The 22139-nt window shown below is 53.9% G+C and carries 19 protein-coding genes and 2 riboswitches; of the genes, 6 read left to right on the top strand and 13 right to left on the bottom strand.

The window, feature by feature from the left end:
• Positions 1 to 96: 96 nt before the first annotated feature.
• A complete protein-coding gene (locus tag G7K71_RS15375) occupies positions 97 to 1098 on the bottom strand; it encodes a LacI family DNA-binding transcriptional regulator (RefSeq protein ID WP_313885015.1) in 1002 nt (333 codons plus the stop codon).
• Between the two features lie 220 nt (positions 1099 to 1318).
• On the opposite strand from G7K71_RS15375, the gene G7K71_RS15370 reads away from it, so the two are divergent.
• The 6 genes from G7K71_RS15370 (at position 1319) to G7K71_RS15345 (ending at position 7975) form a co-directional block, all read left to right on the top strand.
• Positions 1319 to 2839, top strand: a complete 1521-nt coding sequence (locus tag G7K71_RS15370) for a tagaturonate reductase (RefSeq protein ID WP_166348125.1) — start codon at positions 1319 to 1321, stop codon at positions 2837 to 2839.
• Positions 2840 to 2859: 20 nt separating this feature from the next.
• Positions 2860 to 4347, top strand: a complete 1488-nt coding sequence (locus G7K71_RS15365; protein ID WP_166348517.1) for a UxaA family hydrolase — start codon at positions 2860 to 2862, stop codon at positions 4345 to 4347.
• A gap of 152 nt (positions 4348 to 4499) precedes the next feature.
• Complete coding sequence (sigK, locus tag G7K71_RS15360) at positions 4500 to 5207, top strand: RNA polymerase sporulation sigma factor SigK (protein WP_166348122.1); 708 nt, start codon at positions 4500 to 4502, stop codon at positions 5205 to 5207.
• Positions 5208 to 5333: 126 nt separating this feature from the next.
• A riboswitch (SAM riboswitch) is annotated at positions 5334 to 5482 on the top strand.
• Between the two features lie 83 nt (positions 5483 to 5565).
• The gene (locus G7K71_RS15355; RefSeq protein ID WP_013822738.1) at positions 5566 to 6759 is read left to right on the top strand and encodes a homocysteine biosynthesis protein; all 1194 of its coding nucleotides are present in this window, start codon (positions 5566 to 5568) and stop codon (positions 6757 to 6759) included.
• Between the two features lie 20 nt (positions 6760 to 6779).
• Positions 6780 to 7181, top strand: coding sequence for an NIL domain-containing protein (locus G7K71_RS15350; RefSeq protein ID WP_013822739.1), 402 nt, complete (start codon positions 6780 to 6782; stop codon positions 7179 to 7181).
• Positions 7182 to 7243: 62 nt separating this feature from the next.
• A complete protein-coding gene (locus G7K71_RS15345) occupies positions 7244 to 7975 on the top strand; it encodes a UPF0280 family protein (RefSeq protein WP_013822740.1) in 732 nt (243 codons plus the stop codon).
• Positions 7976 to 8092: 117 nt separating this feature from the next.
• Here G7K71_RS15345 and G7K71_RS15340 read toward each other — a convergent pair whose 3' ends face one another.
• The 12 genes from G7K71_RS15340 to G7K71_RS15285 all read right to left on the bottom strand — a co-directional run bounded on the left by G7K71_RS15340 (position 8093) and on the right by G7K71_RS15285 (position 21947).
• Positions 8093 to 9703, bottom strand: a complete 1611-nt coding sequence (locus G7K71_RS15340) for an acyl--CoA ligase family protein (RefSeq protein ID WP_166348119.1) — start codon at positions 9701 to 9703, stop codon at positions 8093 to 8095.
• Between the two features lie 239 nt (positions 9704 to 9942).
• Entirely contained in the window at positions 9943 to 11055 is a 1113-nt protein-coding gene (locus tag G7K71_RS15335; protein ID WP_166348116.1) for an HD-GYP domain-containing protein, read from the bottom strand.
• A gap of 89 nt (positions 11056 to 11144) precedes the next feature.
• Positions 11145 to 11741: a DedA family protein gene (locus G7K71_RS15330; protein WP_166348113.1), complete on the bottom strand. Its 597-nt coding sequence runs from the start codon at positions 11739 to 11741 to the stop codon at positions 11145 to 11147.
• 113 nt (positions 11742 to 11854) lie between these two features.
• Positions 11855 to 13606, bottom strand: coding sequence for a pyruvate kinase (gene pyk / locus G7K71_RS15325; protein WP_166348110.1), 1752 nt, complete (start codon positions 13604 to 13606; stop codon positions 11855 to 11857).
• 13 nt (positions 13607 to 13619) lie between these two features.
• Positions 13620 to 14582 (bottom strand): 6-phosphofructokinase, encoded by a 963-nt coding sequence (gene pfkA, locus G7K71_RS15320; RefSeq protein ID WP_013822745.1) that lies wholly within the window; start codon positions 14580 to 14582, stop codon positions 13620 to 13622.
• A gap of 36 nt (positions 14583 to 14618) precedes the next feature.
• On the bottom strand, positions 14619 to 15584 hold the full coding sequence (locus G7K71_RS15315) for an acetyl-CoA carboxylase carboxyltransferase subunit alpha (protein ID WP_166348107.1): 966 nt from the start codon (positions 15582 to 15584) through the stop codon (positions 14619 to 14621).
• Position 15585: 1 nt separating this feature from the next.
• Positions 15586 to 16428, bottom strand: coding sequence for an acetyl-CoA carboxylase, carboxyltransferase subunit beta (gene accD, locus G7K71_RS15310; RefSeq protein WP_166348104.1), 843 nt, complete (start codon positions 16426 to 16428; stop codon positions 15586 to 15588).
• Between the two features lie 20 nt (positions 16429 to 16448).
• A complete protein-coding gene (locus G7K71_RS15305; protein ID WP_013822748.1) occupies positions 16449 to 16640 on the bottom strand; it encodes a putative signal transducing protein in 192 nt (63 codons plus the stop codon).
• An 89-nt stretch (positions 16641 to 16729) separates the two neighbouring features.
• Complete coding sequence (mtrB, locus tag G7K71_RS15300) at positions 16730 to 16966, bottom strand: trp RNA-binding attenuation protein MtrB (protein ID WP_013822749.1); 237 nt, start codon at positions 16964 to 16966, stop codon at positions 16730 to 16732.
• 75 nt (positions 16967 to 17041) lie between these two features.
• On the bottom strand, positions 17042 to 20443 hold the full coding sequence (locus G7K71_RS15295; protein ID WP_166348101.1) for a DNA polymerase III subunit alpha: 3402 nt from the start codon (positions 20441 to 20443) through the stop codon (positions 17042 to 17044).
• A gap of 135 nt (positions 20444 to 20578) precedes the next feature.
• Positions 20579 to 20986, bottom strand: coding sequence for a transcriptional repressor (locus G7K71_RS15290; protein WP_313885002.1), 408 nt, complete (start codon positions 20984 to 20986; stop codon positions 20579 to 20581).
• A gap of 79 nt (positions 20987 to 21065) precedes the next feature.
• Positions 21066 to 21947 (bottom strand): sulfide-dependent adenosine diphosphate thiazole synthase, encoded by an 882-nt coding sequence (locus G7K71_RS15285; RefSeq protein ID WP_313885001.1) that lies wholly within the window; start codon positions 21945 to 21947, stop codon positions 21066 to 21068.
• Positions 21940 to 22050, bottom strand: a riboswitch (TPP riboswitch). (Overlaps the previous gene by 8 nt.)
• Positions 22051 to 22139: the final 89 nt, after the last annotated feature.

The raw sequence follows: 22139 nt of genomic DNA, 5'->3' as shown, positions 1-22139 counted from the left end.
TGGTTCCATGCTATTTTGTGTAGGTGAAGATGAAATTTTTGGTTTTCTTTTAAAAAAGCCCGACTTTTTTCGCTGCGCTTCTAGCTTGAGCAATGCTTATGGACAATTGTTACACTTCGGGGGCTGCGTTGATTTTCTGACAACCAGCTCAGCCTGCAGTATCGTGCGCTCAACCCGGGAGCTGGTCTTACTTTGCAGGCGGTTGATTAGCTTTCTGGTAGCCAGAATCCCCATTTCATAAATGGGCTGTGCCACCGTGGTCAGTGGCGGGTCGCTCACTTCCGCCAGGATGGTGTTATCAAAGCCCACCACCGAAACATCTTCGGGTACCTTCCCCCCTTTTTCCCGGATACCTTTGATTACCCCTATAGCCAGCACGTCATTGCCGGCAAAGACTGCCGTGGGCGGGGGGGATAATTCCATCAACCGGTGGCCTGCTTCTATTCCCCAGGCCAGGGTGGATGGCGCCTGAAAAAGGAGTTTCTCCTGTACAGCCAGGCCGGCTTCTTCCAGTGCCTGCTGGTAACCTTCCAGCCGTTCTATACTGGAAGTAATGGTAAGAGGTTCGCTTACCATAGCAATGTACCGGTGTCCCAGGTCCAGAAGGTGTCTGGTGGCCAGATAGGCTCCTTTCCGGTTGTCTACTAATACGGCGTCCAGTACCAGGTCCCTCATTTCCCGGGCAATGAGCACCAGAGGAAGATTTTTGGCGTGTACCTCGCGTATGACCTGGTGGTCTGTTTCGGCAGTGGCAAAGATTAAACCGTCTACCTGTTTTTGTAACAGTAAACTCACGTAGTTTTTTTCTTTTTCTAACTGATTATCCGTGTTGCAAATGATAACATTAAAACCGTGCCGGTTTCCCTCATCCTCCGCTCCCCGCGCAATTTCAGCGAAAAATGGGTTGGTAATATCGGGAAGCAACAGGCCAATGCTATAAGTGCGTTTACTTGATAAAGCTGCAGCCACAATGTTAGGGGAGTAATTTAGCTCTTTCATAACTGCTTCTACGCGGCGGCGGGTTTTTTCGGAAACCATGTTGGGGTTATTGAGTACCCGGGAAACGGTGGCAATGGAAACCCCCGCTGCTTTGGCTATATCGTAGATGGTGGTCAGGAGTAATCACCTCCCGGTGTCCCACATTTGTAAGCGCTTACATAACTGACCGTTAATAAACGCTTTCGGATGAAAGCGCTTACAGGAATCTGATAATTGTTAATTCGACCTTTTTTCCCCCTTTCCTGCTTGTTGCGACAAAAAAATTTTTAAATTAAAATGAAGCAAACCTGGAGATTAAAACAGGCAGGGGGTTGGAGATTTGAAATTAAACAGGAAGCTCCTGGAATCAGATTTTGCTTTTCCGACGGACGTACAGGTTACACGGTTACCAATTCTTCCCGAGCGGATCATCCAGTTTGGGGAAGGGAACTTTTTACGGGCTTTTGTGGACTGGATGGTGCATCAAGCAAACAAGCAGGGTCTTTTTAACGGCCGGGTGGTGGTGGTGCAGCCCCTACCTTCCGGTTTGGTACCCCAGTTGAACCAGCAGGACGGCCTTTATACCCTGTTTCTGCGGGGAATCCAAGATGGCCAGGTGGTAGAAAAAAAGGAGGTAATCTCTTCCATCAGCCGGGGTATTAACCCTTACGAAGATTGGGAGAGCTTTCTGGCCTGTGCGGAAAAGCCGGAAATCCGCTATGTAATTTCCAATACCACCGAGGCGGGTATAGCCTATGTGCCGGAAGAATACCGGGAGGGTGTTCCCCTTTCCTCCTATCCCGGCAAGCTGACGGCCTATCTTTACCGCCGTTTCCGGAAGTTTGGTCCGGACCCCGCCATGGGCATGGTGGTTATTCCCTGCGAGCTTATTGACCGGAACGGGGATAACCTGAAGAGTATTGTCCTGCAATTAGCCCGGGAATGGAATTTGCCCGCCGGGTTCATCGAGTGGGTGGAAAAACATAATTACTTCCTTAATTCTCTGGTCGACCGCATTGTCACCGGCTATCCCCGGGACCAGATAGATGAAATCACTGCCTACCTGGGCTACGAGGACGCCCTTCTTGATACTGGTGAAATCTTCCACCTGTGGGTAATTGAAGGTGATGTCCGGTTCAGCGAAGAGCTGCCTTTCCATAAAGTTGGTTTGAACGTCAAGTGGGTGCCGGACATGACCCCCTACCGCACCCGTAAGGTGCGTGTTTTAAACGGTGCCCACACCATGACCGTTCCCGTGGCCTATTTACACGGTTTCGATACGGTCAGGGAAGCAGTGGAAGATGAACTCGTCGGCACCTATGTGCGCCGGGGTATTTTTGAAGAAATTCTCCCTACATTGAATATGGACGCCCGGGAAATCAACGATTTTGCCCAAAGTGTGCTGGAGCGTTTCCAGAACCCCTTCATCAAACATTACTGGATCGACATTGCTTTGAATTCCACATCTAAATTTAAAACCCGGGTGCTTCCTTCCATTGTCGAATATACCCGTATCCGCGGGACTGCCCCGCCATTGCTGTCCTTTTCTTTGGCGGCTTTGATTGCCTTCTACCGGGGTGAAAAAATTGAGGATGGCATGCTGGTGGGTCGCCGGGACAAGGGGATCTACCGGCTGCGGGACGACCGGGAATCCCTCCTGTTCTTCCAGGAACAATGGGCAGATTTTGACGGCGTAACCGGCAGCATAGATAGGCTGGTGCGCAATGTCCTGGCCAACCGGTCCCTGTGGAGTATGGATTTAAATGAAATACCAGGCCTGCATGAACGTGTCGCGCGTTCTCTGGAGAACATTGTAGAGCAGGGCATGGCGGCAAGTGTAAAGCAGTTGCTGGCGAAATGAGGCAGGGCGTTATGGGCGTTATGACTGTAATAAGAATAAAACCCGACGATAATGTGGCCGTGGCCCTGCGGGACCTGGCCGCAGGTGAAATCATAACCCTGGAGGACGGGAGTGTAACCGTCCGGCAGGATATTCCCGCAGGGCACAAGCTGGCTCTGGCAGAGCTGAACCCCGGGGAAAAGGTAGTCAAATACGGCTACCCCATTGGTGTGGCTACCGCAAAAATCCTTCCCGGTGATCATGTGCATGCCCACAACCTGAAAACGAGCCTGGAAGGGACCTTAAGCTATAGCTATCAGCCTGTAGAAATAAAACCTCTACCTGTACCGGAGGAAAAGGATCACTTCCAGGGATTTGTGCGCTCCGACGGTAGTGTCGGGATACGGAACGAAATCTGGATTATTAATACCGTAGGTTGTGTAAACAAAGTGGCCGAGCTCCTGGCCAGAAAAGCCCGGGAATGGATCCGCATGCCCGGGGTGGAAGGGATTTACCATTTCCCCCACCCCTATGGCTGTTCCCAGCTGGGGGAAGATCATATGAACACCCAAAAAATCCTGGCCGGGCTGGCCCGCCACCCCAATGCCGCCGGAGTATTAGTCCTGGGGCTGGGATGTGAAAATAACCAGATCGACCAGTTCCGGGGTGTGCTGGGCGAATATGATCCCCGGCGAATACTTTTTCTTACTGCCCAGGAAGTGGAGGATGAAATTACCACCGGCTTGGAACTCCTGGAGCGCCTGGCCAGGTATGCGGCAAGTTTTCGCCGGCAGCCGGTTTCCGCCTCCCGGTTGAAAATCGGTCTCAAATGCGGCGGTTCTGATGCCTTTTCCGGCATAACCGCCAACCCGCTGGTGGGAGCGCTCTCTGACATTCTGCTGGCCCAGGGAGGTACTTCCATCCTTACCGAGGTCCCGGAGATGTTTGGCGCCGAGACGATTTTGATGAACCGGGCCATCAATCGGGATGTCTTTCAACGTTTGGTTGAACTGATTAATGGTTTCAAAGTATATTTTTTGAATCACGGTCAGGTGGTTTACGAAAACCCCTCTCCCGGTAACAAGGCGGGGGGAATTACCACCCTGGAAGAAAAATCCCTCGGCTGCACCCAAAAAGGCGGTCAGGGTGCGGTGGTGGATGTCTTGCGCTACGGGGAGCAGGCAACCAGAGTCGGGCTTAATATCCTGGAGGGCCCGGGCAACGACCTGGTGGCCACTACTGCCCTGGCTGCGGCGGGCGCCCACCTGGTGCTTTTTACCACAGGCCGGGGCACTCCCCTCGGTTGCCCGGTGCCCACGGTTAAGATCTCTTCCAATTCAAGCCTTTACACCCGCAAAAAGAACTGGATTGACTTTGACGCCGGCCGCCTGTTAGCCGGCTCTACCCTGCCGGACCTGGCCCGGGAATTGTGGCAGTATATCCTGGAAGTGGCCTCCGGACGCAAGACTCAGAACGAAATTAACGATTTCCGGGAGATTGCCATTTTCAAGCAGGGAGTTACTCTGTAGACACAGTTCACCTTATTCCCCGGTGGACTTGATAGTTGGACGAGCGGGTTTACCCGCTCTTTTTTTACCTGGGGGATTGCCCTTAAGACCAGGCACCTTTTCTTTATTGGTTCCATAAAATATACTGCCTACTCTTTTGGGGGAGGGATACCATGGGGCCTGGTCTGTTGGCGCTGGCAGTATTGTCGATGCTTAACGGTCTGGTGATCCTGATCTGCCATGTAGCCGGGAACAGCTTTCCCAAACCTTTGAGCGAGGAGGAGGAAGCCCTATACCTGGAAAAAATGCTGGCCGGGGATGAGTCGGCCCGGCGGGTACTTATTGAGCGCAACCTGCGCCTGGTTGCCCACATCATCAAGAAGTTCGATCACAGCGGTGAGGATTTTGACGACCTGATTTCCATCGGCACCATTGGTTTAATCAAGGCCGTGGATACCTACAATCCCGAAAAGGCTACCCGCCTGGCCACCTATGCTTCTCGTTGCATTGAAAATGAAATCCTCATGCATTTGCGGGCACGCAAAAAAATCCGGGCAGAGCTTTCCCTCTATGATCCCATTGGCGTGGATAAAGAAGGCAATGAGATTAGTTTTATCGATGTCCTGGGGACCGATCCGGAAATTGTCAGTGATATCGTAGCCGGACAGATGGAGCAGGACCGCCTGTGGAAGCAGCTGGAGCAACTGTCACCCCAGGAACGCAAGGTGCTGGTATTGCGTTTCGGTTTGAAGGACGGTGCCCGCCGCACCCAGAGGGAAATCGCCCGGCGCCTGGGCATCTCCCGTTCTTACGTTTCCCGCATTGAGAAGCGGGCGCTCAGCCGGTTAAGCCAGCATTTCGCTTGTGAGGCCGGGAGATGAATAATTGCACGATTGAACGGACAAATGGCCAAAAAATCCCGGCTATATAAATAAATTATAAAACCGTTGACTTTTTCCTGGCCAGTTGTTAGAATATCTATCGAATTAAAAACGAATACCGAGGTGCTCTTATCCAGAGTGGTGGAGGGACTGGCCCGATGAAACCCGGCAACCGCCCTGGGGTGAAGGTAAACCCGCAAACCGCCGGCGGCTCTTACCTTTGCCCGGGGAATGGTGCTAATTCCTGCAGAAGTTTATCTTCTGACAGATAAGAGGGTTCGTATTATGGAGGCCTCTTCTGTTTAGAAGAGGCCTCCTGACGTCTGGAGTAGAGCACACGACGAAAGGGATGAGGTGAATGAGTGAAAAAACCTATCAAGAGATCAATGCCCGGATAAGAAGCGGCAAAGCAGTAGTGGTAACGGCGGAAGAATTTATCGACATCGTCCGGGAGAAGGGGCTTACCCGTGCATCCCGGGAAGTGGATGTGGTGACCACCGGCACCTTTGCCCCCATGTGCTCCTCCGGCGCCTTTCTCAATTTCGGCCACCCGGCCCCGCGCATCAAAATGCACCGGGTCTGGCTCAATAACGTACCGGCCTATACGGGCATCGCGGCGGTGGATGCCTATATTGGAGCTACCGAACTTCCTGAAGATGATCCTTTAAACAGCAATCATCCAGGAGAATTCCGTTACGGCGGCGGCCATGTCATCGAAGACCTGGTAGCCGGAAGGCCTGTCCGTTTAAAAGCAGTGGGTTACGGCACCGATTGCTACCCGCGGCGGGAAATTGAAACCACCATCACCATTCATGATCTTAACGAGGCCATTTTGTTTAACCCGCGGAACGCTTACCAGAATTACAACTGTGCCGTCAACCTTTCCAACCGGACCATATATACCTACATGGGGATCTTGAAGCCCAATCTGGGTAACGCCCATTATTCTACTTCCGGTCAATTAAGTCCTTTGCTCAAAGATCCCCACTTTAAAACTATTGGTATCGGTACCCGCATTTTCCTGGGCGGCGGTATCGGGTATGTGGCCTGGCACGGCACCCAGCACTTCCCGGCCATACAAACCGATGCCAGCGGCAAGGAACTGGGGCCTGCCGGCGGCACCCTGGCGGTTATTGGAGATTTAAAGCAAATGAGTCCCCGCTGGCTCATGGGCACCAGTTACCTGGGCTACGGGGCCACCTTGAGCGTCGGTATTGGCGTACCCATTCCCATTTTAAATGAAGAAATTGCCCGTTATGCCGCAGCCACCGATGCGGATCTTTACGCTCCCATTGTGGATTATGGTGAGGCCTATCCCAACCGGAAACCGGGGAACCTGGGTTATGTCAGTTACGCCCAGCTGAAGTCGGGGAAGATCGTGGTCCAGGGTAAGGAAGTGCCCACGGCACCGTTGTCCAGCTACCCCCGGGCCCGGGAAATTGCCGGCATCTTGAAGGAATGGATTCAAAAGGGTGAGTTTTTCCTTTCCGAACCAGTGCAGCTCCTACCCTCTCCGGCCGATGGTTTGACCGGAAAAGTTTTAAAAGGTTAAGTTAAGGAGGGCAAACGACCATGTCGCCCAGGAAAATAGTCCTTCGCTTTGGACCCGAGATTTCTGATAAACCTATTATTTACCGCCTGGTCAAGGATTACGACCTGGTGATGAACATAGTAAAGGCCAATGTTAACCCCCAAAAAGAAGGCATTATGGTCCTGGAGTTAACGGGGGATAACTACGAGCAGGGTCTGAAGTACCTGCGGGAACAGGGGGTAACGGTCCAGGCCCTCACCCACGAGGTGGTGCGCAATGAACAACGCTGCACCATGTGCGGTGCCTGTACTGCCATCTGTCCCACCGGTGCCCTGTACCTGGACCGGCCAGGCATGGAAGTGCGTTTTGACGGGGATAGCTGCGTGGTCTGCCAGCTATGCGTGAAGGCCTGCCCGGTGCGGGCGATGGAGGTTAAGCTGTAGGAAACTTGCCGGGGGCACTCTTTATTGCCGCCGGGAGAAGGACAATGGAGGTTAAACTGTAGTTGGAACGAACCTATCGTTACCGCCACCGGCAGGAGGATCTGGTACACTTTCAGGTGGTGGTGGGGGAAACGGACCTGGATATTGGTGTGCGCAGGGAGCGTTTTTCCCCGGAACTGGTGGAGCGGGTAACGCAAATGGTGCGGGAATGCCGGGCCCCCCTGGAAGAATATATTAAAAGGGACCCGGCATTCCTTAAAGCCCATACACCTTACGATATACCGCCCGACGCCCCCCCCATTGTGCGGGAGATGGCCGAAGCGGCCAGGTTGGCCGGCGTTGGCCCCATGGCTGCCGTGGCCGGGGCCATTGCCGAAAGGGTGGGACGGGCTCTAGCCCGCTTCAGCCGCGATGTTATTGTGGAAAATGGCGGGGACATTTACCTGCGCAGTGCCCGGATCCGTCGGATTGGTGTTTATGCCGGGAATTCGCCCTTTTCCCATCGCCTGGCCCTGGAGGTCCGCCCCCAGGATACCCCTTTAGGCATTTGTACTTCCTCAGGCACGGTAGGGCACTCTTTGAGTTTCGGCATGGCCGATGCAGTGGTTATCCTTTCCCCCAATACGGCCCTGGCCGATGCAGTGGCCACGGCGGCGGGAAATCTGGTAAAGGATCCCGATCAGGTAGGGCAGGCGGTGGATTTTGCCGCCCGCATCCCCGGGGTCACCGGGGCGCTGATCATTTGCCGGGACAAAATGGCCGCCTGGGGTCGCCTCAAACTGGTACCCGCATAAATTACACGTAAAAAAATGACGGGCTTTTTTGCCCGCCTTTTCATTTATCCCGCGATTATTGCTTCGTCACCCATCTGGTGCTTCAACCGCTTTTGTTTACCATCACCCTGCCTGAGTTTAGTTGACCCGTTTATCATAACCCTGCCATTCTTTTTCCCTCAACCGGTACTTCATAATTTTACCCGTGGAGGTCCTAGGTAGCTCGCCAAATTCCACAGCCTTGGGCACTTTAAAGCGGGCGATGCGTTCCCGGCAGAAGTTAATGATCTCTTCCGCTGTAGGGTTGGTGCCCGGTTTGGGGACCACAAAAGCTTTGGGCACTTCCCCCCACTTGGGATCGGGAATGCCAATGACAGCTACTTCCAGTACATCGGGGTGTTCGTAAATGCAGTTCTCCACTTCCACCGTGGAAATGTTTTCCCCACCGCTGATGATAATATCCTTCAAGCGATCCTTGATTTCAATGTAACCGTTGGGATGCATCACGGCCAGGTCGCCGCTGTGGAACCAGCCACCCCGGAAGGCCTTTTCAGTTTCTTCCAGTTGCTTGTAGTAACCCAGCATGACGTTGTTGCCGCGCATGACGATTTCACCTATAGTCTGACCATCCGCGGGGACATCGGTCATTTCTGCCGGATCCACCACCCGCACAAACTCTGCGTGAATGTAAGCCACTCCCTGGCGGGCCTTAATTTTCGCCTTTTCACTTGTATCCAGTTCATTCCACGGGGCCTGCCATTCACAAATGGTGTGGGGCCCGTATACTTCCGTCAGGCCGTAAACGTGGGTTACTTCTGCTCCGATCTCTTCCATGTTCTTGATCACGGTTGGAGATGGAGGAGCACCGGCCGTGATTACATTTAGTTTTGTTTTCATCTGGTATTCTTTCGCCCTGGGGTAGTTGGCCATGGACACCAGTACCGTTGGGGCGGCGCAAAGGTGGGTAACCCCTTCCCTTTCGATCAGGAGGTAAATGTCTTCCGGTACCACTTTGCGCAGGCAGACATGGGTTCCGCCTACCGCCGTGACGCCCCACGTAAAACACCACCCATTGCAGTGGAACATGGGCAACGTCCACAGGTAGACCGAACTCGAACTCATTTTATGTTCCAGGGCTTCCCCAAGGGCATTCAGGTACGCCCCCCGGTGGTGATACATGACACCCTTGGGCAGGCCGGTGGTTCCGCTGGTGTAATTGATGGCAATGACCTCCATCTCATCTTCAATCACATTGGGCAGGGGATCCGGGGAACCGCCGGCCAGGAATTCTTCATACTCGGGTCCGTCCAGCGGACGGCTGTCGTTAACATCACAGATATTGACAAAGGTTTTGATATTGGGCAGGTCCTCCTGGATGGCGGTAATGAGATGGGCGAATTCGCTGTCCACGAAGAGGGCTTTACTGTCGGAATGATTGATAATGTAAGCTATTTCCCGGGGAGATAGGCGTATGTTAATGGTTACCAGGGCTGCTCCCAGCATGGGTACTCCATAATGGGCCTCCAGCATGGGTGGAATGTTGGGACACAAAAAAGCCACCTTGTCCCCTTTCCCGATACCAGCCCTTTTTAAGGCGCTGGCCAGCCGGTTAACCCGCTGATAAAATTCGCTGTAGGTATATCGTTTGTCATTGTATACCACTGCCGTTTTATCGCGGAATACAAAAGCGCTGCGCCGCAAAAAACTCAAAGGACTTAGCGGTTCATAGAAAACCGTGCGCCGGGTCATGGCTTTTACTCCTCCCCCTTCTCGTCTGGTAATTTATCAGGATTACGGCAACCGGCGTTTTTTACCATCAATGTGGGGAAGCTCTAATTTTGTATTACATTAATGAATATTCTCAATTATTCAGCGCCAACCCTCCTTTTTCCTCCCGGCTAACCGGGTGGTAAAAAAATTTTCTGGGGGGAAACGTTGCTATTCCCCCCCCCGGCAATCAGAGGTATGACCATAAATACCGTTTTAAATCATGTTACATTTTTTATGGTTTCGAACGCTTCCCAGTAATCTTTAATCACTTCAGTTACCGTAAGGTGGCGGTGTTCCGCCAGCTTTATTTCATAGGGCTTGGCCAGGGGCTGCCTTTGGGCGGAAAATAAAATGCGCACCCGGGGATAAAGGGAAAAGCCCCGCGTGGTTTCAATCACCACGCCAATCTCGCCATTGGAAAGGCGCACAAGGCTGCCTGCGGGGTAAGCGGCCACGTTACTTAAAAAGGCCTGTACAATATCAAAGTCAAATAAATAGTCACCCGAGCCGGCAATCATTTCATAAGCTTCGTGTACGGGATAGGCCGGACGGTAAACCCGGTCGGCGGTCAGGGCGTCAAACATGTCCACCAGGCCGGTGATCTGGGCGAATTCATGAATTTCCGCCCCCTTGAGCCCCAGGGGGTAACCCTGACCGTTATGGCGTTCATGGTGCTGCATGGCTACGATCCGGCACAGGAGGTTGGCTCCGGGGTCCTGCTGCAGGATTTCGGCACCGTAAATACAGTGTTTTTTGATGAGCTGGAATTCTTCACTGGTCAGTGGCCCGGGTTTGTTTAAAATTTCAAGGGGAATGCGCGTTTTGCCAATGTCGTGCAGCAAAGCCGCCATGCCAAGGTGAAACAGCTTGGTGCGGCTGTAGCCGAGGGTTATGCCCGTAATTACGGCCAGGACACAGACGTTAACCGAATGACCGAATGTATACTCATCAAGGCTCCGGATATCCACCAGGTTGACCATCAATGAGCGCCGGCTGAGCAATTCGTCAATGATCTCGTTTACGGTGCTGATCATATCCTTTACACCAATTAACGCCCGGCTCGGACCGGTGCTCTGTTGAGACTTGGAAAGGAGCAGGGCCTTGACTTTGGCTATGGCCTGGGCCCGCGTTTCCTCGGAAATGACATCCTCTACTTCTACACCTGGAAAGTCGTCTATGTATACAGCCGGAATGCCCAGCATTTTCAACCTGGTAATGAACCTTTCGGTAAGAATGGTTCCGGCCTGGAGCAATACCTGCCCGGAGGCATTGTAAACCGCCCGGCCGACCCTTAAACCGGGCCGTAAAAGAGCTGTGGGAACCTTGCGCATACTTTACTCCTTTATTGCTTATGTACACACTCACCTACCCTAATTCGACGAAAACTAATATATCCCTACAACAGAGAACAAAATTTATTTTATGTCCGGTGCAACGCCTTTTGCTTGACGATAAGATAAAGCAAGTAAACAACCAAAACTCCTAAGGCCAGCAAGGGTAACCGTGACTGGATCAGGGAAAAGATTGATTCCCAGTGATGTCCAAAGAAGATGCCGATGCCTAGATTAAACGAAACCCAGCTTAAGGCAAAAAGAGAATTATAAATCAAAAACTGGGCAAAGGGTAAGCGGCTAATGCCGGCCAGATAGGGGGTAAGATTGCTCACCATGGGCACAAAGCGGCCGAATATGATAAAGACCGGTGCCGACCGGTACATCCAGCTGCGGGCTTGATCAAATTTGGCCGGTGTAACCATTAAATATTTTCCGTAACGGAGCAAAAACGGTTCGCCCACACAGCGGCCAATCAAATATGCCGCTGTGGCACCCACGTTAAAACCAAGCACGGCAGCGGCAAGTATATGATAAAAATCAAGCCTCCCCTGGTTTACTAGAATACCGGCCAGGAGGGTCATCAAACCCCCGGGAAAGGGAACGCCCAGGGCTTCGATAATTAACCCCAGGAACAACCCCCCTGCACCCAGGGTACCCAGGTAGTGTAAGACCCAGTCCTTCATAAAAAAACTCACCTTCCCGGGCTTTAACATGCCCGGAAAAGGTGCGTTATATATAGGCACGCTTGCTCCAAATTTGCCCGTTGAAATATCTCCCGGGCCTGTCCCCGGGGAGGTCATAACACCCTGGCGGTACCCCGGTACACCAGGCCGCGTTGTCCGTCGACCGTCACCGTATCCCCATCGGTAAGGATGGAGGTGGCGGCATCTACCCCCACAATTACCGGAATGCCAAATTCCAGGCCAACAATGGCACCATGGGAAGTCAGGCCTCCCACCTCAGTAATCAGGGCGGCCGCTTTTTCAATGGCCGGTATAAAATCCTTGTCGGTGAAGGGTGTGACCAGGATGTCCCCGGGTTCCACCTTTTCCAAAGCATCCTTCAAGGTGTGGCAGATGCGCACACGTCCGGTTACTGCCCGCGTGCCAATACCCTGGCCGCGGACCAGGATATCCCCAACAGTATGGACTTTTAACAGGTTGGTGGTGCCATGGACACCCACGGGAACGCCGGCGGTAATGACCACCAGATCTCCTGGTTTAATCAGGTCTGCCGCCAGGGATGCTTCAATGGCTGAAGCAATCATACTATCAGTGTCCCGGGTGCGTCCTACCAGGAGGGGCTGCACGCCCCAGACCAGGGCCAGCTTGCGCAATACCCGGGCTACCGGCGTCACGGCTATGATCGGCGCCCGGGGACGGTATTTGCTCACCATCTTGGCCGTATAGCCTGTCTCCGTGGAGGTAATGATGGCGGCGGCTCCCAGGTCCTGGGCGGTAGTACAGGTGGCGTGGCTGATGGCATCGGTGACCGTGCGGGCCAGCGCCCGGCCCCGCCGTTGTAGAATCTCTTCGTAGGGCAAAGCCCGCTCCACCCGGCTGGCAATGCGGGCCATGGTTTTTACAGCCTCCACCGGATAGTGCCCCGCGGCTGTTTCTCCCGAGAGCATAATGGCATCGGTGCCGTCCAGGATGGCGTTGGCCACGTCGCTGGCCTCGGCCCGGGTAGGACGGGGGTTGTGAATCATGGATTCCAGCATCTGGGTGGCGGTAATGACCGGTTTTCCGGCCAGATTGCATTTTTCAATGATGGCTTTTTGGATCAGAGGTACTTCCTCCACCGGAAGGCCAACCCCTAAATCACCCCGGGCCACCATGATGCCGTCGGCTACCTTGATAATTTCATCCAGGTTTTCCACGCCTTCTTTGCTTTCAATCTTGGCGATAATGTCCATGTCCGCCCCATGTTCTTCCAGGATGCGGCGGATGGCCAGCACATCTGAAGCACTGCGAATAAAAGAGGCGGCGATAAAATCCAGTTCCTGCTCAATGCCAAACTTGATGTCCCGGATGTCCTGCTCGGTAATGGCGGGCAGGTTCACCGGCACCCCGGGAAGATTGACCCCCTTTTGGCTGGTCAATTCCCCCCCGTGAACCACCTCACATTCCACTTCATGCCCGTTGCTGCCTATTACCCGCAGCTCTATGAGCCCATCGGCAATCAGGACGGTATTTCCCGGGGCCACGTCCCGGGGCAATCCGGCATAGGTAATGGGCAGGCGTTCCGGAGTGCCCTTGATGTTCTCGGTGGTAAGGACCACCCGCTGACCGGCTTTAAGCACTACGGGTTCCTTTTCAAGGTAACCAAGGCGAATTTCCGGCCCTTTTGTGTCCAGCAAAATGGCAATATTTTTACCCACCCGGCCAGCAGCCTCCCGTATATTGGCAATACGCCGGGCGTGTTCTTCGTGGGTGCCATGGGAGAAATTAAGCCTGGCTATATTCATGCCTGCCCGCATCATTTCCATGAGGGTTTCTACCTGTTCGCAGGCTGGACCGATGGTGCAGATTATTTTGGTTCGTCTCAAGGCCTGTTCCTCCTTATATGGCTAAAATGCTCGCCAGCCGGTAAACATCAAGATCAACGGTTTTCTTCTGCCCCAGGACCAGGTCCAGGTCGGTTTCCACTATTTTCCCCGCGGCCATACCGACCATTTTACAGGTTGCCCCTTGCATGAGCAATTCCACGGCCCGGGCTCCCAGCTGGCTGGCCAGAATGCGGTCAAAAGCTGTGGGGGTGCCACCCCGTTGCAGGTGGCCCAGAATGGTAACTTTGGTATCAAAGCCGGTGCGTTCCTTAATTTGTTTGCCTATTTCCAGTCCGCTGCCTGCCCCCTCGGCCACCACGATGATGCTGTGCAGTTTCCCGCGCCGGTAGCCCTTGCAAAGTTTGTGGCAAACTTCTTCAATGCTGAAAGGATGTTCGGGAATGAGAATGGATTCCGCTCCTCCGGCCAGGCCGGCGGCTACGGCGATAAAACCCGTGTCGCGCCCCATTACTTCCACTATAAAAGTGCGCTCGTGGGAGGTGGCGGTGTCGCGGATCTTGTTGATGGCGTCAACCGCAGTGTTTACGGCGGTATCAAAACCAATGGAATAATCCGTGCCGCTGATATCATTGTCGATGGTTCCCGGGATGGCCACCACCGGGAGCCCGTATTCCCGGTGGAAGATGCTGGCTCCAGTAAAGGAGCCGTCACCGCCAATAACCACCAGCCCCTCCAGGCCAAACCGCTCCACATTTTCCCATGCTTTGGCCCGCCCCGCGGGCGTTTTGAACTGCTCGGAGCGGGCCGTATGTAAAACGGTTCCTCCCCGGTGAATGATATCTGCTACCGAACCCAGCCTCATGGGTTCCATGTCACCATCAATAAAACCGTTAAAGCCTCTTTTGATACCAATCACTTCCAGGCCGTGATAAATAGCCTTGCGCACCACCGCCCGGATGGCCGCATTCATTCCCGGAGAATCGCCGCCGCTGGTCAAAATACCTATCCTTTGCAAAAGAATACCTCCCTGGCTTTTGGGGTAAATGCATTATTAAGTTATGTTATTGCCAGGCAAATATTCAGGACCGATGCGCCTGAAACGGGCGAGGCGCCGTTTTAAGAGTTCGTCGGTGGAATATTCCATTAGTTCTTCCAGGTGGCGGGCTAGGGCTTCCCCCACCAGCCGGGCGGCTTCATTTTTGTCCCGGTGGGCGCCGCCCAGTGGTTCTGGAATAACCCCGTCTACCAGTTGGTGTGCGTAGAGGTCCTGGGCGGTGATTTTCATTACCTCGGCGGCATCCCGGCAGCGGGTCACGTCTTTCCAGAGAATGGTGGCGTAGGCTTCCGGGGAAATCACCGAGAAAATAGCATGCTCCTGCATCAGGATGCGGTCGCCCGAAGCCAGGGCCAGGGCTCCTCCGCTGCCCCCTTCTCCAAGAATCACCGAGATTACCGGTACGCGCAGGACAAGCATGCCGGCAATACAGCGGGCAATGGCATGGGCCTGTCCCCTTTCTTCTGCTCCCATTCCAGGGTACGCGCCGGGGGTATCGATAAAGGCCAGCACCGGCCGGTTAAATTTTTCCGCCTGTTGCATGAGCCGCAGGGCCTTGCGGTATCCTTCGGGATGGGCCATGCCAAAATTGCGGGCCAGGTTCTCCTTGGTATCATGGCCTTTCAAGTGGCCGATTACGGTTACTGCCCGTCCACGGAACCTGGCGATACCTCCGACTATTGCCGGGTCATCCCCGAAGCACCTGTCCCCGTGGAATTCAATGAAGTCCGTGCACAGCATCTTGATATAATCCAGCGTATTGGGGCGCTCGGGATGGCGGGCGATCAGTACCTTTTGCCAGGGGGAGAGTTGCCCGTAAATGGTTTGTTTCAGTTCCCGGGCCCTTTTTTCCAGGTTTTCGATTTCCTTGCTTAGATCAATACCCTTTTCGCTGGCAAAACGTTGTAGTTCGGCAATTTTTTCTTCCAGTTCAATGATGGGCCGTTCGAAATCGTAAACCATCTCACTCGCTCCGGTGTAAATCTAATATTTGGGCCAGGGTGGATTTCAACTGCGGCCGGGGAACCACAGCGTCTAAAAAGCCATGCTGCCGCAAAAACTCGGCCCTTTGAAATCCTTCGGGCAGCTTCTGGCGAATGGTTTGCTCAATCACCCTGGGACCGGCAAATCCAATTAGTGCCCCCGGCTCAGCCAGGATAATATCCCCTAAAAAGGCAAAGCTGGCGCTGACTCCCCCCGTTGTCGGGTCGGTTAGCACGGATATGTACAGCAGTCCCGCTTCGGAAAAGGCGGATAGGGCCGCGCATGTCTTGGCCATTTGCATTAATGAAAGTACCCCTTCCTGCATGCGGGCACCCCCGGAAGCGGCAAAAATGACGAGAGGCAACTGTTTTTCCCGGGCGCGCTCAATGGCCCGGGTAATCTTTTCTCCCACCACCGTGCCCATGCTGGCCATCATAAAGCGGGCGTCCATTACGGCCACCGCTACCCGGTGTCCGCCAATTTTCCCTTCTCCGGTGACTACCGCTTCGTTCAGCCCGGTTTCCTGGCGGGCCCTGGCCAGCTTTTCGTCGTACTCGGTGTATCCGAAAGGGTTTACAGGCATCATGTCCCCATTCCATTCGGTAAAGGTACCCTCATCAATGGTTATTTTAATGCGTTCCCCGGCAGTGAGGCGAAAATGGTAGCCGCACCTGGCACAAACCTTTAATTGTTTTCCCAGCTCCCCTGTGAACCTGATTTCGTGGCAACGGGGACATTTTACCCATAAGCCATCGGGTATTTCCCGACTGGCGGGATTGACCGTAGCATAACGCTGTCGCTGTCTTTTAAAAATATCCAGCATTTTGCTCGCTCCAAAGGAATTTAAATGGTGTTTATTATTTCCAGGGCTTCGTCCACTTCTGCTTCCGGTACCAGGATTTCCACCGAACAGTTATGCCCGCAATGAGACGGCGAGAGTTCCCGCAATTTTACCAGTATTCCTTCTTTGGTAAGAATGTTTTGAATCCGGGTCGCTTCTTTTTTATTTGGGGCAATATAAACCACAGTCCACAAGATTCCCACCCCCGGAGCCGGGATTTTTAAGTCCTTTATAAATTTAAAGATAACAATAAGTATATCCAGAGTATAAACCCTGGATACTTTTAAGCTAAATCATCATTGCGCATGATGCCGTACCGGGTCAGCAGTTCTACCTTACCCCGGATTTTAATCGCCGAAGTATGCTCTGTAAACTGGGCGATCATAATTTCGCCCTTATCAAGCTTTTCCGAATGATGAAAGCGGGTATCCTTTCCACGGGTAAGGCCGATGATGGTTACCCCGTTTTCCAGGGCTTTAACCGCCACATAGTCGGCGTTAACTTCCCAGCTTTCAGGCATGCAGGTACCCCCTTTTCAGGTAGATTGCCGGCTTTTAGCAGTTCCATCATAGCATACCGCAAGGTCTTTGACAAGCTACCTGCCAGGCGATTCCTTTATTCTCACGTTTTCCGGCCCTAAAAGGGAGGCCAGTTCTGTGACTACTGGTGAAGACAGGTTAATCCAGTAGTCCCGGGAAGTCCGGGCCAGTTTCTTTTCCAGGGGGAAGTACAGGTAGACCGGTGAGGGGCCGGGATAACTGCGCAGGACCAGCTGTACCCGCCTGATTAACTGGGGGGTAGCTTCCCTGAACTGCAGATAAAGGCTGGCACTGGTTTTCTTCTGCAAAGGAGAGACCTCTTCAGCGACAATCTTTAATGTTTCACCGGTGGAGTTTAATTGTCCCCGGATTAATACCGCCCTTTCGGGGATGATGAGTTTGGCGTACTGCTGGTAGACGCGGGGGAAGAACACCACTTCTATGCTGCCGGTAAGATCCTCCAGAGTGCCAAAGGCCATGGGCTCCCCCCGCCGGGTGTTGATGCGCTTTAGAGTCGTGAGCATGCCACCGACCGTGACCACGGCCTGCTGCTCCCCCTCCCCAAGTTCCGCTACTGTGGCCGTGGTTTCTTGGGCCAGGGCCTGGCGGTATTCTTCCAGGGGATGACCGCTGATATAAAGTCCCAGGGCCTCCTTTTCCAGGGCCAGCATTTCGGCACGGGAATACTTCTGCACCTGGGGTAGCACAATATCTTCCCCTGTTTCCTGCCAGAACTGCTCAAAAGTGAGCTGGCCGTTTTGCCGTTGCTGCTGCGACTGCTGGGCCAGGGATAACCCCAGCTCAATGCCTGCCATTAGCTGTGCCCGGTGGTGGCCCAGGGAATCCAGGGCTCCGCTTTTAATAAGGTTTTCCAGCACCCGCCGGTTAATGACCCGCGTGTCCAGGCGCCGGCAGAAGTCGGCAAAGTTTTTAAAGGGCCCCTTTTCCTCCCGGGATTTGATAATGGCCTGCACGGCACCCTCACCTACGTTTTTAATGGCCGCCAGCCCGAAACGGATTTTACCGTCAACGACGGTGAAGCTTTCCCGGCTTTCGTTGACATCGGGAGGCAGCACCTCCAGGCCCATACGGCGGCACTCCTCCACGTATGCCGCTACCTTGTCCGTGTTGTCCCGCACCGAGGTTAGCAGTGCCGCCATATATTGGGCCGGGTAATTGGCCTTCAGGTAGGCTGTCTGGTAGGCCACCAGGGCATAGGCGGCGCTGTGGCTTTTATTAAAACCGTAACCGGCAAAGTACTCCATCAGATCGAAAATCTGCCCCGCGATCTGGGGCTCCACCCCGTTCTTTACCGCCCCCTCGATGAACTGGTTCCGCAGCCCGGCAATAATTTCGGGCTTCTTTTTACCCATGGCCCGCCGCAAAAGGTCGGCCTCCCCCAGGGTGAAGCCCGCCAGGTCACTGGCTATGCGCATAACCTGCTCCTGGTAGAGAATGACGCCGTAGGTGTCCCTTAATATGGGTTCCAGCCTGGGGTCCAGGTAGGTAACTTTCTTTTCTCCGTGCTTGCTCTTGATGAAATCCTCCACCATGCCGCTGCCCAGGGGACCGGGCCGGTAGAGGGCCACCAGGGCCACGATATCTTCAAAAACCTCCGGGCGCAACTCTTTTAACAGGGCCCGCATGCCGCTGGATTCCAGCTGGAACACACCGCTCCCTTCGCCCCGGCATAAAAGAGCAAAAGTTTTCGGATCGTCCAGGGGAATTTCATCAATGTTTATTTCCGGTCCGCCACTTTCCCGGATGAGCTTTAAAGTGTCGGCAATGACCGTCAGGGTGCGCAGGCCCAGAAGGTCCATTTTTAACAGGCCCAATTCCTCGACCTGGTCTTTGGCAAACTGGGTGGTTAACGGGCCGTCGGCCGCCTTGTAAAGGGGCAAGTAGTGGGTTAGTGGTTCCCTGGTTATTACCACCCCGGCGGCATGGGTGGAGGCGTGCCTGGGCATGCCTTCCAGGAGGGCGGCCGTATCAATTAGTTTTTTTACCTGCGGGTCCCGTTCATAGAGTTCCCTTAATTCGCTGGATTCACTGAGGGCCCTTTCAATGGTCATGTGCAATTCCGCAGGCACCAGTTTGGCTATTTTATCCACTTCCCCGTAGGGCAAGTTCAGCGCCCGCCCCACGTCCCGGATGGCCGCCCGGGCGGCCATGGTGCCAAAGGTGGCAATTTGGGCTACTTTATCGGCTCCATATTTGCTGGTAATGTAGTTGATTACCTCTCCCCGGCGCTCAAAGCACAAGTCCACATCCACGTCGGGCATGGAGACCCGTTCCGGGTTGAGGAAACGTTCAAATAACAGGCCGTATTTTAACGGGTCGAGGTTGGTAATCCCCAGCACGTAGGCTACCAGACTGCCGGCGGCGGAACCCCGGCCGGGACCTACCGGGATACCCTGTTGCCGGGCATAATGGATGAAATCCCACACAATCAGGAAGTAGGCGGAGTAGCCCATTTGCCGGATAACTTTCAGTTCATATTCCAGCCGCTGCCGTACGGGCTCGGTGATCTCCCCGTAACGGCGGCGCACCCCTTCCAGGCACAGCTGCTCCAGGTAGCTATCCACCGTATGACCCGGGGGTACCTCGTAATGGGGAAGGTGGATCTGGCCGAAACTTAGTTCTACATTACAGCGTTCGGCAATGAGACGGGTATTTTCCATGGCCTCTTTCAGTTCTCCAAAGAGACGGGCCATTTCTTCCTCGCTTTTCAGGTATAGTTCCTGGGAATCGAACTTCATCCGGGAAGGATCGTCCACACTTTTGCCCGTCTGAATACAGAGCAGGATGTCCTGCATTTCAGCATGTTCTTTCATTACGTAATGGACGTCGTTGGTTACCACCAGGGGTATATTCATTTCCCGGTGCAGGCGCAAAAGCTCCCGGTTGACTTTGCGCTGTTCCGGAAGGCCGTGGTCCTGTAATTCTAAAAAGAAATTCCCCCGTCCGAAAATATCCTGGTAGAGGGCGGCGGCTTCCACGGCTTTTTCCTTCTCCCCGGCCAGGAGGCGGTCGGCCACCTCACCGGCAATGCAGCCGCTTAAGGCAATTAACCCTTCGCTGTAGCGGGCCAGGGTGTCTTTGTCCACCCGGGGTTTGTAGTAAAAACCTTCGGTGAAGGCCAAAGACACCAGCTGCAGGAGGTTGCGGTACCCGGTCTGGTTTTCGGCCAGCAATACCAGGTGGTAGAGATGGTCATCCACCTTGGGTGTGCGGTCTTTCATGGTGCGGGGAGCCACGTAAACCTCGCAACCAAGGATGGGCTTGACTCCGTGTTTCTGGCAGGCCTTGTAAAAGTCCACCACTCCAAACATAACGCCATGGTCGGTGATGGCCAGGGAGTCCATGCCCAGTTCACTGGCGCGGGCCACCACTTCTTTGATCCGGGCGGCGCCGTCCAGCAGGCTGTATTCGGTATGTACATGCAGGTGTATGAACATGGTCTTCCAAACACTCCTGGAAACCTGGTTTTTTTCCCATGATCCTCATTCGTTTAACTGAGGCAAAATCCTGCTTCCGGGCGCACAATAAAAAGGGGTGGCTCTAAGCCCCCCTTTTTAAACCTCTATGGAAGTTTACTGCTCTGCTTCGCCCGGTTGCTTTTGCCGGCAATCAGGGCAGTAGCCGTAAAATTCCAGCCGGTGCCGGGTTACCTGCATGCCCGTACGGCTTTCTACTTCTCTTTCCAGATTGTTCAGCAGGGGTAAATCCAGATCAAATACCCGGCCACAGCCATCGCAAACAAAATGATAGTGATTATGGGGATTACCATCATAGCGGCTGAACGTGCTGCCGTAGTTGAGTTCCATGATTTCCCGGGCCTGTTTAAGGTTGTTTAAATTGCGGTACACCGTGCCCAGGCTGATGTCCGGAATTTGTTTGCGGGCCTGCTCGTAAATCCAGTCCGCCGTGGGGTGAGTGTCGGTGCTGCGCAGGATTTCCAGGATTAATTTTTTTTGTCTGGTCATCCGTTTAGGCTTCACCACTAACAACCTCACCCTTATCTGATAACAGCTACTTTTATAGTTTAAATATACGGCTTTTTTCCCTTAATGTCAAGTTTTATTCTTCCCCAAGAATAAGCCGGGCTGCCCGCCGGCCTGACAGGAGCATCCCGCCGAAAACCGGTCCCATGCGGTGGCCGCCGCAAACCGCGTTTGCTGCCATACCGGCCACGAGGAGCCCGGGATAAATTTCACGGGTATTGGCCACGGTGGCCGTTTCACCCCGCGCGGCCCACATGGGCTTTTCTCCTTCCAGGTTGCCGGTTCTGGTTCTTAAGACCGCCCCCATTTTTTTGACCACCATACCGGCCACCTGGGCATCATGTCCGGTGCAGTCGATGACGTATGAGGACTGTACCGTCAGGGGGTCCACGTGCAGGCGGCCCAAATCAACAGGGGTCCAGTTGATGACCAGCCCGGTAATCCGGTTCTCCCTCACCATGACGTCTTCCACGGAGATTAAGTTGAAGATTCTCGCCCCGGCCCGTACCGCACCAAGGGTTAGGGCGGCAACGGCTTCCACGGAGCTGGCCGTGTAATATCCATCTTCAAATGACCTGTAGGAGATACCAAACTCTTTGAGAAGGGGTAATGCTTCGTCCTGGACCACAATCTGGTTGAACATCATACCGCCGCCCCACATGCCGCCACCGATGCTGAGCTTGCGTTCAAAGAGAACTACTTTTTTGTTTGCCCGGGCCAGGTAATAGGCGGCCACCAGTCCTGCCGGACCTCCACCCACAACGGCTACGTCTGATTCCAGCGCTTCCAGCAGTTCCTCCTGATACCTTGTGATAATGGCCTTGGAAATAGTCACGTCTTCCAGGTGCATTTCGTAATACCACTCCTTTTTATTTATTTGTAGCGGTTGACCGGTGGGCATCCCGGTGGCAAATAAAAACAGCGCACCCACAAAAGGATGCGCCACAGTCAACAGCACACACGGCTTTTCCCTTCGCGGGCATTACCCCGAGCAGGTTTAGCGGGTCAGGTGCTCACTAGCCCTTTCTCAGCCCCTAACAGGAGCTCCCCGTTGTACTTTGCCGGTTTGTCAGGCGTGAAAGGTCGGGTGGTCCCGGTTGAAAGTAACCCTTCCCTTCTTAAGACATTTTAAAAACAGCTGCTTGAAATT

Origin of the sequence: Desulfofundulus sp. TPOSR, assembly GCF_011393055.1 — a bacterium.
In the GTDB taxonomy this organism is placed as follows: Bacteria; Bacillota; Desulfotomaculia; order Desulfotomaculales; family Desulfovirgulaceae; genus Desulfofundulus; species Desulfofundulus kuznetsovii.
This window is presented reverse-complemented; position numbering and strand designations above follow the sequence as displayed.

Bases quoted from the DNA above. Each gene is read 5' to 3' on its own strand.
- G7K71_RS15330 (WP_166348113.1), bottom strand. From the start codon at position 11,741: ATGAAGGACTGGGTCTTACACTACCTGGGTACCCTGGGTGCAGGGGGG.
- G7K71_RS15315 (WP_166348107.1), bottom strand. From the start codon at position 15,584: ATGGTTTACGATTTCGAACGGCCCATCATTGAACTGGAAGAAAAAATT.
- G7K71_RS15340 (WP_166348119.1), bottom strand. From the start codon at position 9,703: ATGACCCGGCGCACGGTTTTCTATGAACCGCTAAGTCCTTTGAGTTTT.
- G7K71_RS15355 (WP_013822738.1), top strand. From the start codon at position 5,566: ATGAGTGAAAAAACCTATCAAGAGATCAATGCCCGGATAAGAAGCGGC.
- mtrB (WP_013822749.1), bottom strand. From the start codon at position 16,966: ATGCCTGAAAGCTGGGAAGTTAACGCCGACTATGTGGCGGTTAAAGCC.
- accD (WP_166348104.1), bottom strand. From the start codon at position 16,428: ATGCTGGATATTTTTAAAAGACAGCGACAGCGTTATGCTACGGTCAAT.
- G7K71_RS15365 (WP_166348517.1), top strand. From the start codon at position 2,860: ATGACTGTAATAAGAATAAAACCCGACGATAATGTGGCCGTGGCCCTG.
- G7K71_RS15295 (WP_166348101.1), bottom strand. From the start codon at position 20,443: ATGTTCATACACCTGCATGTACATACCGAATACAGCCTGCTGGACGGC.
- sigK (WP_166348122.1), top strand. From the start codon at position 4,500: ATGGGGCCTGGTCTGTTGGCGCTGGCAGTATTGTCGATGCTTAACGGT.
- G7K71_RS15335 (WP_166348116.1), bottom strand. From the start codon at position 11,055: ATGCGCAAGGTTCCCACAGCTCTTTTACGGCCCGGTTTAAGGGTCGGC.
- G7K71_RS15350 (WP_013822739.1), top strand. From the start codon at position 6,780: ATGTCGCCCAGGAAAATAGTCCTTCGCTTTGGACCCGAGATTTCTGAT.